This window comes from Synechococcus sp. Cu2B8-bc1011, assembly GCF_047302735.1.
In the GTDB taxonomy this organism is placed as follows: Bacteria; Cyanobacteriota; Cyanobacteriia; order PCC-6307; family Cyanobiaceae; genus Synechococcus_C.
The window spans coordinates 1,949,482-1,961,594 of the sequence record NZ_CP138915.1 but is presented as its reverse complement, the minus strand read 5'-3'; the positions used below and the strand labels follow the sequence as shown (position 1 = coordinate 1,961,594).

General features: G+C 51.2%; 10 protein-coding genes. 6 read left to right on the top strand and 4 right to left on the bottom strand.

Features of this window, described 5'->3' with window-relative positions:
- Positions 1–48 precede the first annotated feature (48 nt).
- Together SIC18_RS10040 and SIC18_RS10035 are read left to right on the top strand one after the other, a co-directional pair.
- Entirely contained in the window at positions 49–759 is a 711-nt protein-coding gene (locus SIC18_RS10040; RefSeq protein WP_413429522.1) for a hypothetical protein, read from the top strand.
- Positions 760–832: 73 nt separating this feature from the next.
- The gene (locus SIC18_RS10035) at positions 833–1,456 is read left to right on the top strand and encodes a DJ-1/PfpI family protein (protein WP_413429521.1); all 624 of its coding nucleotides are present in this window, start codon (positions 833–835) and stop codon (positions 1,454–1,456) included.
- A 133-nt stretch (positions 1,457–1,589) separates the two neighbouring features.
- Here SIC18_RS10035 and SIC18_RS10030 read toward each other — a convergent pair whose 3' ends face one another.
- Positions 1,590–1,868 carry a hypothetical protein gene (locus SIC18_RS10030; protein WP_413429520.1) on the bottom strand — a complete coding sequence of 93 codons (279 nt, stop codon included), beginning with the start codon at positions 1,866–1,868 and terminating at the stop codon, positions 1,590–1,592.
- A 494-nt stretch (positions 1,869–2,362) separates the two neighbouring features.
- On the opposite strand from SIC18_RS10030, the gene SIC18_RS10025 reads away from it, so the two are divergent.
- The 4 genes from SIC18_RS10025 (at position 2,363) to SIC18_RS10010 (ending at position 4,821) form a co-directional block, all read left to right on the top strand.
- Positions 2,363–3,502, top strand: coding sequence for a YbfB/YjiJ family MFS transporter (locus SIC18_RS10025; RefSeq protein WP_413429519.1), 1,140 nt, complete (start codon positions 2,363–2,365; stop codon positions 3,500–3,502).
- A 92-nt stretch (positions 3,503–3,594) separates the two neighbouring features.
- On the top strand, positions 3,595–3,738 hold the full coding sequence (locus tag SIC18_RS10020) for a hypothetical protein (RefSeq protein ID WP_413429518.1): 144 nt from the start codon (positions 3,595–3,597) through the stop codon (positions 3,736–3,738).
- Positions 3,739–3,844: 106 nt separating this feature from the next.
- Positions 3,845–4,129, top strand: a complete 285-nt coding sequence (locus SIC18_RS10015) for a hypothetical protein (RefSeq protein WP_250395722.1) — start codon at positions 3,845–3,847, stop codon at positions 4,127–4,129.
- Between the two features lie 479 nt (positions 4,130–4,608).
- The gene (locus SIC18_RS10010) at positions 4,609–4,821 is read left to right on the top strand and encodes a hypothetical protein (RefSeq protein ID WP_413429516.1); all 213 of its coding nucleotides are present in this window, start codon (positions 4,609–4,611) and stop codon (positions 4,819–4,821) included.
- A 219-nt stretch (positions 4,822–5,040) separates the two neighbouring features.
- Here the strand turns inward: SIC18_RS10010 and SIC18_RS10005 are convergent, their stop codons facing one another.
- The 3 genes from SIC18_RS10005 to SIC18_RS09995 form a co-directional block, all read right to left on the bottom strand.
- Positions 5,041–8,145 carry an efflux RND transporter permease subunit gene (locus tag SIC18_RS10005; protein ID WP_413429515.1) on the bottom strand — a complete coding sequence of 1,035 codons (3,105 nt, stop codon included), beginning with the start codon at positions 8,143–8,145 and terminating at the stop codon, positions 5,041–5,043.
- 12 nt (positions 8,146–8,157) lie between these two features.
- Complete coding sequence (locus SIC18_RS10000) at positions 8,158–8,748, bottom strand: efflux RND transporter periplasmic adaptor subunit (RefSeq protein ID WP_413429514.1); 591 nt, start codon at positions 8,746–8,748, stop codon at positions 8,158–8,160.
- Between the two features lie 1,976 nt (positions 8,749–10,724).
- The gene (locus tag SIC18_RS09995; protein WP_413429513.1) at positions 10,725–12,062 is read right to left on the bottom strand and encodes a GGDEF domain-containing protein; all 1,338 of its coding nucleotides are present in this window, start codon (positions 12,060–12,062) and stop codon (positions 10,725–10,727) included.
- Between the last annotated feature and the right edge of the window lie 51 nt (positions 12,063–12,113).

Genomic DNA, 12,113 nt, shown 5'->3' with positions numbered 1-12,113 from the left:
GTGGCTTGTGTGCACTGTTGCTAAACCAAGGGAATCAACCGAATTGAGATGGGCCTCTTCTGGTTAAAAGCCCCTGCTGCACTCTTCCTGTGTGGCGCGCTTCTCGGGGCTGGTTTTCCTCAGCCCGATGCCAAACGCATGCTGGGTACCTGGGTGCTTACCGACAATGACAATGTGCCGTTCAATCTGATCCTGCGAGCCGATGGCTCTTCGCTCACAGTGATCGGCAAACGTCATCCCGATCTTGGAGAGCCGCAACGCATGACGCGTAATCAGCTGTTGGAGACCGGCAGCTGGCAGGCCTGGGGTAATGGCATCCGCTCGACCTATCGTGACGGTTGGACCGACACGATTCAACTCGGCCCGGCCGGTCTGGTCCAGTGGTCGTGGAAACCAGGTGCCTCACTGAATGGAGGCCCCAGTAATCACGGCAAGGCGGTGCAACTCACTCGTCCGATCTCGGCTTGGGTGGGTGCGTACAAACTGCAGCCAACCCAGCCCGAGAAACCCCCCTATCTCGCGGTGCTCACCTCCTCGGGAATGGCTTTTAACAACATCGATCAAGTGGCAGATGGCTCCTGGTCGCTGCGTGACAATGGCAGCGTGATGATCAAGTGGACCAGCGGTTGGCGCAGTCTGATCAAGCCACCATCAAGCGGCATCCCCGCCCCAAATCAAACGTTCTCTGTGCAGCACTGGAGGCCAGGAGTGCCGATCAGCGAACCCGCCAGTGCTACTCGCAGCGGTACGCGGCTCTGATCTCCAAGCCAGCAGCCTTGGCAACGGCCGCTGGCACCAGCTGTAGGCGTCATCCACTCGTGAGGACTAGCCAATGTCCAACAAACGAAGCATCGGAGTTCTTCTCTTTGAAGGTTTTGAACTTCTTGATGTCTTTGGTCCACTGGAAATGTATGGAATTGCAGCAGACCATTTCGACATCCGCCTGGTCTGTGAGCATGGCGGCGTGATCGCCAGCCGCCAGGGGCCGAAGAGCATCGTGGATTGTTCCTTTTGCGATGCAAAAGGGTTCGATCTACTGCTGGTTCCGGGCGGTCCAGGTACACGGCATGAGGTTGGCAATCAGGTGCTGTTGGATTGGTTGAAGGATCAGTCGCAGCGAGCCACTCTCGTGACCTCCGTCTGCACCGGCAGTGCCCTACTGGCCAAAGCAGGCGTGCTGGATGGGGTACATGCCACCACCAACAAAATGGCCTTCGATTGGGTGACGTCCCAGAGCTCCTTGGTGCAGTGGGAGAAACAAGCGCGTTGGGTGGAAGATGGAAAATTCTTCAGCTCGTCGGGAGTCTCGGCAGGGATCGACATGTCCTTGGCGGTGATTGCCCAATTGATCAGCCCCAAGTTGGCAGATCAGGTTGCGACTTTCGCTGAATATGAGTGGCACCGCGATCCAAGCTGGGATCCTTTCGCCAAATTGCATGGTCTGGTTGGGGATTGATCCCTCTATGCCTCAGTGATCGTCTCCACTTTGGTTCTGTGAGTCGTCTTCGGCAGCTTTGCTACCGCAGTTTCGGCGCCGGACATAGCCCTGGCTTTCCGCTAGGTGTCAGAGGTAGACGATCTGATGTCGATCAGCCAGGCCCATCCCTGCTCGTCTCAACTGCGCCGAATGGCACTTTCGCGGTGTGATGACCACACCAACTTTCATTGGGGAGAAGTTCCTTGGTTAGGGACATATGCGCAAGTTCTCTCTGTCCATCTCCTGTGAAGCAGGATTCAAAGCGAGGTCGAACCACTGGGGAGTTGAAATCAATCCTGCCCAGTTGGACAAAATTCCAGAGACAACTGGTGGACAAGCCCCTCAAACTAGTTTCGAAAACTTGGAGCTTGGTGGCAGCAGTGGCCACCATGGCCAGGTCTGGTCGTCTCGCGAGACGACCTCAGTTGTACTCAGATCTCCTGCCATAACTGGATTCAGCTATAGATCAGCATCAGTTCGACAGCACTGCTCTGCAGCCGTCTTCCTGATTGCATTGCTATCAAGACAGTGCAGCAAGTACGTCGGCAGCGATGAACCCATGCACGAAGGCGCAAAAACGATGAAGCACAAACGATGAAAGGAAGGCCTGAGGGGGCGAACTTGATGGGAACTGCAGAGGCAGCCGTCTCACAGTTGATTGATCATGGAATCGAACTCTGTTCAAAATGGAAAGAGCGCAAGACGTGCTTCAGTGTTAAAAGAGGGTTGAGAACTGTAATTGATCAGTTGGAAGGCGAGTCATGCATAACTCGATGAGATTTGTATTCAAGCAAGGCGTTTGATCAACAACCTATGCATCAGACAAGATTAAGTCCGTTCAGATCAATACTGGCAGGTATTTGTGCAATTGGTGTTGCACTTGGGATGTCTAGATTTGCCTACACGCCTCTTGTACCCGCACTGATCAGGGATGGTTGGGTCGATGTGCCCCAGGCTGGCTTTCTTGGAGGAGCCAACTGTACGGGTTACGTCGTTAGTTGTTTGATCGCAATCTTTTTCCCGCGACGCTGTGGTATTCAATCAGTGATGAGAATGGGGCTTGTATTCGCTTTGTTGGGTGTCTTGATGTCGTCCTTCAATTTTGGATTTTCATGGCTTGTTGCAGCAAGATTTATCGCTGGATTATCGGCCGCACCTCTGGTGGTTTTAACACCTTCAGTTTTAGCGTCTCAATTGCCGGAAAAACTCCAGAAAATTGGGGCTGGGTTGGCCTTCTCTGGAGCTGGTCTGTTCACTCTCTTCGTTTCATTAACGCTTCCCTTTGTTCTAACAAAAGACGTACAAATTGGCTGGTTCTATGAAGCACTCCTGATCGCCGTTGCCTCTCTCGCTGTCTGGCCACTCACGTCACGGGCATCGGAACAACCGCTCCCAGCGCCGCCTCAGTCCGCACGTTTCACGGGAAACCAGAACAAAGTGCTGATGGGTCTTGGCGTTGCCTATGCCTGTGGGGCGATCGGTATGCAGCCACCAACCTTGTTCATGACCGATTATTTGCATCGTGATTTAGGGGTTGCCATTGCAGAAGCGAGTCAGATCTTCAGTTTTCTTGGATTGGGATTCGCAGTTGGTGCAGGAAGCAGTGGATTACTGGTCACGCAATTCGGAAGTCGCGCCACATTACTGACCATGTTTTCAAGCGGTATCGCGAGTCTGATCCTTGTCTTAATCACCAAACAGATTGTGTTAATGGCTGTTGCGGCTGGCCTCTCAGGCTTCTTTGTTCTTGGGATGGTATCAGCAACCTCTCAGCGGACGATGGAATGCGTTGGCCCTGAACAACATCCCAGGGTATGGGGCAACCTGAGTCTGATCTTTGCGTTTGGGTTGAGTGTGGGAAGTCTTGGAATGTCGGCTTTTCTCAAGCGTGGAGCCACTTATACGAATTTGTTTGAGATCGCCACTGTCGCTCTCGGTGTTGGCTTGGTTGTCACGGTAGTATTGAGCTGCAAACAATTAGTGTCTGATTCCAGTTCGGCGAAAACGATCAAAGGAAATCGTTGACACTTTCCCATGGCTTCTGGCCGAAGCAGAGAATACTGAGATCCTGAATTGAAGTCTGGATTTGCCAAACGAAGTCGTGGACGTCTCAGATCTTGGAGGATGAGAACTGTAGTGATGGCGCAAACATCGACAACAACCTTGATTCAGACACACTCAACACGCCTCGTGACCAGGACGTTGTGCTTGCGGTTGGAATGAATGATGCCAGGCGTGAAGACCACAGCTGGCAACGCTGAGCTGTCCAAGAAATGTTCAGTGGCGGAATCCCTGTTCCAGAGTGAATAGAACTGGGTTCAATGCAGCGACTTTCTCTTTAAGAATATCAAGCTGATCTGCATTCCCATGGATTTCCAAGCGCTCAATTTCAGCGTACTGAAGCGCTTCCTGAATTACAACACCTACATTATCCAAATGGAGCAGTGCCGCATCAGCATCCACATAGCCCTCACGGCAGAAGGCCTGATGGCCCGCAAAGGAAAAGCCGTAATACAAGCAACCTTGCTCGCTGGATGTTTTGGAAATGAACTTCTTGCAAACTTCGCGGAATTGGTCGGAGCAGCCAGGCTTGATCACAAAGTAGGGATGAATCGAAACGCAATTGTCAACCACTTTAGGGCAGTCATTTAAGAGGCGTTTACATGCTACAAAATAAAGGTTTCATCCCTGTGCAATGCTCACAGCTTGTAACCGCAACTGCTTAATCAAGAGGGTGCAAAATGGAGAAGACAATCTCTCTATTGATAATGAATAGATCAAACGGATGCATCATCCTCAAATCGATAGATCTCAGATCCATCGTCCTTAATCGATTGCCGACTCCAGTTTGGATGGCCCAAAATGCCAATCTGTTGTTACAAGCATGAACTGCATGAATTTTTCTTGAAATTCATAGGTCTCTGTGTAGCCGTGTCGTTCCTTGTTGACCCATTGGTGACAATGATCAGCGAAGAATGATGCGGAAAATGAAGCTCAGCTATTCAGATCAGTTATTGCAAAGTCAGATCAATCAATATCATTCGCATAGGGCATGAACTCAATCGCTGGAAACAAAGTTGTTATCAAGATCAATTCAACTGATCTGCGAACTGCGTTCATCACCCAGTGACGTGCAGACCCTGATAGAGAAGACCGTTTTGTCTCAGTCACACATCAGCAGGCAACTGAGCCAACTGAGTCAGGCCGACCTGGTGCGAAGCGAGCGCCAAGGCCAACGGGTCATTGTTCATGCCGACGATCCATTGGTCGACAACCTTTGTTCATTGGTGTGCCAGCGGCTTCGTCAGACCCTCGAAGACAAGCTGGAGACGTTCAAGACCTGAGCTCGTCTCAGTGGATTGATGCCTGAGTTGCACACCATCGACCCCAGTTGCACAAAAAACCAGGGACAACTCGGGGACATGCCCTTCAGACCGATTAAAGCAACTGTGGACAAAGAGGCAGCAAAGGCCAGAAACCCCAGCGCTGATCAGCAGGATTCCCACCAGCTTCAGCCACCCAAATCAACCGTTTACTGATGTGATTCTGCAGACACCCATGGTTCATCGAGTAGTAGCAGGGAGAAGCCAACGCCCATAGCGGGCATACAGGGCCGGAATCACCACCAGTGTGAGCAAGGTGGAGGTGATCAGCCCTCCGAGCACAACGATGGAGAGGGGCTGAAGGATTTCATTGCCTGCGCCAAACGCAAGGGCCAGCGGCAACATGCCCAGGGAAGATGTCAGTGCCGTCATCAAAATGGCGTTCAGCCTCTCCAGGCTGCCGTTGCGGATCAACTCCATTGGTGGCTCACCGCTTTGATGGCGCCGATTGAAGTTGTCCACCAGCAAAAGGCCATTGCGAACGGCCACGCCGAACAACGTGATGAAACCAATCAGCGAGGCCACCGACAGCACTCCGCCACTGATCAGAACGGCGACCAGACCACCCACCAGGGCCAGGGGCAAATTGATCAGGATCGCCACTGTGGCTGGCCAAGAGCGCACCGCAACCAGCATCAAACAAGCGATCACCACAGCAGCTAAGAGGCTGTAGAGAACCAAGGCACGGGTTGCGCGTTGCTCTGATTCGAATTGGCCTCCATAGCGAATGCTGTAACCAACAGGCAGCCGGACGGACTGTGCCACCTGGCTGCGAATGTCATTCACCACCGGCCCCAAGGGGCGGCTGGCAACGTTGGCTGATACCACGATTCGACGAGACACATCCTCACGGTTGATCTCATTCGGGCCACGAGTTGACTTCACCAACACAAAGTCGCCAAGCGGTTTGAGCACTCCAGAGGCGGTTCGAATCGGTACCCGACTCAACACGTCCAGATCACTGCGTTCCTCAGGTCGCAGAGTCACGACCAAGGGATGGCGGCCACTGGCTGGCTCAGCAGGGCTGATGAGTGCACCGTGCAGGGCGACGTCCGTGGCTTCCGCAAGCGTTGCAACACTGACCCCTTCCCGTAGCGCCCGCTCACGATCAATGGTCAGCTGGATCTGGGGCACCGGCAGCAGAGGTTCGAGCTGAAGATCCACCACGCCTGGAACCTCACCCACCACATCACGAACCTGCTCACCAAGGCGGCGGAGTTCATTCAGATCAGGGCCCGAAATCTTGATCGCAATCGCACTGCGTACGCCAGAGAGCACTTCATCCATCCGATGGGAGATGAATCCACCAATGTTGGGGGCCACGCCAGGTAGAGCGAGAAAGGCCTCACGAATGCGAGCGATGGCAGCAGAACGATCAGCCATGGCCTGATCACTCAATTCCAGATCCACGTGAGCGATATTCACTCCCGCACCATCGGCATCCCCTGGAGCACGCCCGGAGCGCACCTGGATCCAGTCGACGTCATCGCTGGACTGGAGACGTTGCGAGAGAACTGTGCCGGCGCGGCTCGTCATCTCGAGAGACACACCGGGATAAAGAACCATCGAGTTCACCAGCGACTGCTCGCGAAACTCCGGCAAAAACACCCGTCCAAGACCTGGAAGAATCAAGACAGCTGCCATCACCGTTGCCAGGGCAAGAGCCAAGACGCGACGCGGAGTGGTCAGAGCGAGATTGAGAATCGGCTTGTAGAGCCGCTCCGCAGTGCGCTCAACCCAAGAGGGGTTGGCCGGCAGCGGCGAACGACTCAGCAACAGAGCACAGAGGGCTGGTGAAAGGGTGAGTGCGACAAGCGTCGACGCCATAATCGACAGCACGTAGGCGATGCCCATCGGCATGAAAATGCGCCCTTCCACGCCCGTGAGCGTGAAGATCGGAGCGAACACCACAACGATGATCAGGGTGGAAAACAGCACAGGTTGACGGACGTCCACCGAGGTGCGGAACACCACCTCCAGGGGGTCTTGGGGCGACGCTAACTGCCGATTCCGGCGCAGACCCCGGTAGCAGTTCTCCATGTCGACGATGGCGTCGTCGACCACCGATCCGATGGCTACCACCAACCCACCGAGGGTCATGGTGTTGAGCTGAAGCCCAAGCCCCCGCATCAACAACAGACCAACCAACAACGACAACGGAATGGCGCTGAGGGTGATCACAGCGGTGCGCCAGTTCATCAAAAACAGCACCAGCACAGCCGCCACGATCACAACGCCCAGCAGCAGTGATTCGCTCACATTGCGGATGGCAATCTCGATGAACTGGGCTTGACGAAACGTTTGGCTCACCACCACATCCTTTGGCAGGGACGCATTCAGTTGCTCAACCCGTTGTTCCACAGCTTTCGTTAGCCGCGGGGTGTCCACATCCGGTTGCTTGTTGATCATCAACACCACAGCCGGCTTGGCATTGAATGTGGCTTCGCCCCGCGTTAAAGATGCTCCAGAGCGGATCTCAGCGACATCGCCCAAAGCGGTGATTTCACCTGTCGTTGCACGCAAGGGTGCCTGTGCGAGATCAGCCCTGGCGGTGCTGAAGGTGGGAGGAAGAATCAGACGTTCTTGCCCACCAGAAATCTGAACACCACCGCGACCCTTGAACAGGGCATCACGGGTTGCCTCAACAACGTCGGACAGGGAAAGATTGCGCTGCTGAAGTGCACCTAGGTTCAGCTGAACTTGAGTCTGCGGCAGGTCACCGCCGTAGATCGTGACCTGGGCCACGCCAGGGATGGCGAGCAAAGCGTTCTCATAGGTGGTTTGAACCAACGAGCGCAACTGGAATTGCTGATCTGCCGTTGCCGATTCAGGCAGCGTGAAGGCGTATTGGAGAACGGTGCCGAGGGGCGAAAGAGGTGGGGAGATTTCCGGGGAATCGGCCGACGCCGGCAATTGAGTGCGGAGCTGCTGCAGGCGTTCAGACACCAACTGGCGAGCGCTCTGCAACTGCGATGCATCGCGGAACACCACCTGCACCATCGAGAGCCCAGGCTTGGATGCGGAGCGCACCACATCCACGCCTGGCAGCCCATTCACAGCCGCCTCAATGGGCGCACTGATCTGCCGCTCAACCTGTTCCGGTGCCAGACCAGGAGCGGACGTTTGTATTTCTACCTGCGGCGGCGCAAAGGGGGGAAACACATCCATGGGCATCTGAACAAGGTTCAGCACTCCCCAAACGCTGATCAGCAGCGAACAGAGAACAACGAGCCATCGGCGTGCAATCGAACCGCGCAGGATGGCGTTGAGCAGTGTGTTCAACATCGATCCGTCAGATCATCCTTGCTTCGATCCAGGTCCACGGCTGCGAATGCCCAACACCACACCGAGGATCACCAGCAGAACAACTCCGATGCCTCCGGGGAGCAGCCATGTAGGGGCGCTGTTTTGTGCAGGCTCAACGTCAGCCTGCCCCGACTCGTCGCCGGCGGTGCTTGTTGCGCTGGTCTCAATCAGAACACGATCATTCTTCTGCGACTCCGCGTAAAGCGAAAGAGCTCCTGAGACCACCACCTGTTCATCGGCGCTAACACCCTCCAGAACAACCGTGCGGTCGTTCGTTGCAGTCCCGAGACGGACGAACACCGGGTCGTAGGTGTTACCGCTGCGCACGAACACCAGTGATTTCCCCTCTGCATCAACGATGGCGACGCTCGGTAGCGTCAACTGCCCATCGGGTCCGCTCTGAGGTGCAGCGGTGGTGATGCCCAGGAGCTGATCCTGCTCAGGCGAAGCCTTCACCTGATCGACCTCACCGTTCTGGACGAACTCATCGCCATGGCCGGAATGGGCCAGAGAGGCTGGAACAATTAAGCCCTGAACACCACCACCACACAGAAGAGCACAGCTGAGAACAAACGCGCGCATGTATTCAGTTGATTGTTGAGCCCATGATTGCGAGATTTTCAGCAAGTTGCTCAAAGAAGATCAGAATCCATCTATCACCGACCTGTGCAGGCCCTCAACAAGCAGCCTGAGCTGAGTTGTACACGATTGGTCTCAGTTGCACCAAAAAACAGGGACAATTGCTGAACAAGCCCTTGTGTAATATGTGAATGCACAATGTAAGAACAATTACAACATTGAGTGGTTCGAAAAACTATTTGCAGTTTCAGTTTTCAACAGCAGTCGATGTTGCAAATTCCTTATCAATACTATTTCGCAATCCAGTATTTGCAGTTAAAACTCAACCCGGAGCGATGGAGTGCAGTCTGACAGCCTTAATAGATCAAGATAATGTCTTTTTCAGCATCAGCGCAAACCGCTCAATATTTTTTGCGGCGACAAAAAAGATGGGGTAATTAATTTTAGTTGCACTGATGCCAGCATAACAGGGCCCGTCAATAATTTACGCAACTTCAGCAACGATTTATCCCATGTTGCAACACAGGTTCTCGGTGGGTTTACAAATAAAACAAACTTCCGGCTTTTCCATTTGCCAGCAAATAGTCGAATACTTAATTTTAGCGGCAAAAGAGAGAATATCACTCACTATACAAACAAATGCTCTTCAAGTTTTGAAGGAATAGCAAATCAATCCAATGCAATACTTCCGTCCGTTCAAACATTAAATCAATTTCGATCAATAGTAAAGTCCGCTCTGAGGCTGAGTGGCAATGAGGCTACGAAAGTAGAGAATTACAGTAAGAATGCCATGGAAAGCTTGGCCCAATGCCTTGATAGCTCTCAACTAATAAAGAACATCCCTTTAAAAGAGACGCAACGCCATGTGTTATGTAAAGATCTAGTTGCTTGGGGTTATGACAACGTTGATGTACCCCTATCGCTGGAGGTTGCAATCGAACAGCTTCACACCACCCGCTCAGCTCTCTCCCGAGGATGCAAAGAAACTATGGGCATTGGTCCGATGGAAATTTTGCGATACATACGTCTAGAGCACGTCCGTAAGGCACTAGGAAATTCAATAATCCGCAATTAACTGTCCGCAAACACTGTTGAACGAATAAGAGAACATTACGGCTTCCAGACTCGCGGTAACTTTGCAGCACTTTACAGACACTATTTCGAGGAGAATCCCTCCTCGACGATGAAATGGTCCTAAAAACAAAGCACTCGCCATAAATTCAGGTTAAAATAGTTGGCTTATCTGATCACTTAGGTGTTTCCATTTTTGCGCATAAAAGATATTGAGATTAAACAATTTGAAAATCCACAGATGTCTGCTAGAGGCGACTGCATTGATATAATTATGATTACTAGTAACTAAATCTTGTAAAGTTAAGGATTTTAATTCACCATTCGTTGTCAGTAGACTCAACAACGATGTGATGAGCAACAAACAGAGAAATGTCCTAACAGGGTTTTAATGAAAAAGCGTGCTGTATCACTCGAGATAAAGCGCAATGCCATTGCATCCGTTAGGCTTGAACCTCAGAAGAAACCGATGCAACCAGCATCAGTAAGTAGTTCAGGCTGAGGCCACACTCTTAAGTAAGGCAGTCGCCATAAGCCGATAGTCTTACATTCGTCACTGAGTTGCAGGCATCGCATTTGTCGATTTCTCAGATGAGAGAGTGTACCGGCTTGCTTTTCCCTGAGCCGCTAATGAATCGGCATCTGCGAGCGAGTCATTCTTGATAGTGAGCAGCTATTTGGAGCACCTGGCTGATGAATCGACCCGAATCAGACGAAGGCCCTTGTACACTTGATAGCTCAAAATCCAGTGTGAGCTCTCCATCCAGAAAAGTAACCTAGAGAACTAGAAGGGATCGACAACACACCGCCGCCAAAAATAACCACAATTAGCTAACAAATAAGTGCGGCATAGAAAGGAAAAGAGGAGTTCCGAATCTTGACTGGGCAAAAGAGAGAGAAAACGAAGATCAGATATTAACTGAATTGTTTGGTGGTTTCACGAACCAAGGTCGCTCAAGCGAATAGATGGAAACCTGATTGCGGCCCTGCCTTTTAGAGCGATAAAGCTCTTGATCAGCGCGTTGAATCGCATCATCAAGTGATAAAGAGCAAGGGTTGAAGACATAACAACCACCGCAGCTGATTGTGATTCGACCAGCCTCTGCACCTAGATGCTCAATCGAAAGATTTTCAACAGAAGCACGAAGCTCATGACAAAAGTGATCAAAATTTTCAGCAGAAACGTCATACATGAGGATCAAAAACTCTTCCCCTCCATAGCGAAAGCAATCATCCAAGGGCCGTCGTAATGCTTTAGCAATACAACTAGCTATAGAGACCAAAACCTGGTCGCCGGTCGTATGACCATAAACATCATTGAACTGTTTAAAATGGTCAACATCAATCATCAAGATAGCTATTGGGCTAACTGTTCGCACTGCCTGCTTCCAGGCCTTTGCCCCATAAATATCCAGAGACCTACGATTACCAATCTGACATAACGGATCGGTCATCGAGAGATCATTCAGCGCCATACAGGAAAGAACCAGACGGTTCAGAAGGCCAGACACCATCTGACGCAACATCCTGATTTCAAGGACTCCATTGTCAGAAGATTGAAGTTCCTTCTCCACAACTTGAAGATCAGCAAGACCCTCAGAGGTATCACCTGCTGTATTCAGAATAGGAACTGCTGAAGTGATCGAAAAAATTGACTCCAAAGGCTTTACGATTTTACGCTTATACACAAGATAAGATGACAACATTGCCACACAAGATGCAATAATGACGGTAATAATGAGTAGTATTTCGTAGTTTAACTCAGTGCGCCTAATCTCTCGCTCCAGATCCTGACTCAGTAAATTGAGATCATTGTTGGAGGCTAAAAGATTGTCGTGAGCGAGACGAAGATCCTTTAATGGGTATCCACGTAAAACATCAAGTGCATCATCTCTGGTCAGCGTACTATTCTTAAGAAGCGTAGAAACAACACGTTGTGCACGTAAAATACGCATTTGAGCTGAATCAAATTCTTTGGTGATAAGGGGAGGTAAAGCATCATCAGTTCGCCTCATCCAACCAATCTCGAATTCATAAGAAAGGCTCAATAAATGTTCCTGTAAACGCAAAATAAACTCACGCGTAGAGTCGTCTGAGTCGTTAGTGGATAACAAAAAATCTTCCTTGATATGGTCAATTTCTCCCAGTTTGCCAACAAGATATGTAACTTTAGTTTCTTCAAGAAGAATAGAGTTAAGCTGTTTTTTAGAACTTTGAGAAGAGAGCGATGTGAAAGCTTCAATCAATATTACTGAAGAGAGAGTTGTAACAACTGTGACGATTTGGATATAAAGAAC

Coding starts and splice junctions, on each gene's coding strand:
- SIC18_RS10040 (WP_413429522.1), top strand. CDS start 49: ATGGGCCTCTTCTGGTTAAAAGCCCCTGCTGCACTCTTCCTGTGTGGC.
- SIC18_RS10035 (WP_413429521.1), top strand. CDS start 833: ATGTCCAACAAACGAAGCATCGGAGTTCTTCTCTTTGAAGGTTTTGAA.
- SIC18_RS10030 (WP_413429520.1), bottom strand. CDS start 1,868: ATGGTGGCCACTGCTGCCACCAAGCTCCAAGTTTTCGAAACTAGTTTG.
- SIC18_RS10025 (WP_413429519.1), top strand. CDS start 2,363: ATGTCTAGATTTGCCTACACGCCTCTTGTACCCGCACTGATCAGGGAT.
- SIC18_RS10015 (WP_250395722.1), top strand. CDS start 3,845: ATGGATTTCCAAGCGCTCAATTTCAGCGTACTGAAGCGCTTCCTGAAT.
- SIC18_RS10005 (WP_413429515.1), bottom strand. CDS start 8,145: ATGTTGAACACACTGCTCAACGCCATCCTGCGCGGTTCGATTGCACGC.
- SIC18_RS10000 (WP_413429514.1), bottom strand. CDS start 8,748: ATGCGCGCGTTTGTTCTCAGCTGTGCTCTTCTGTGTGGTGGTGGTGTT.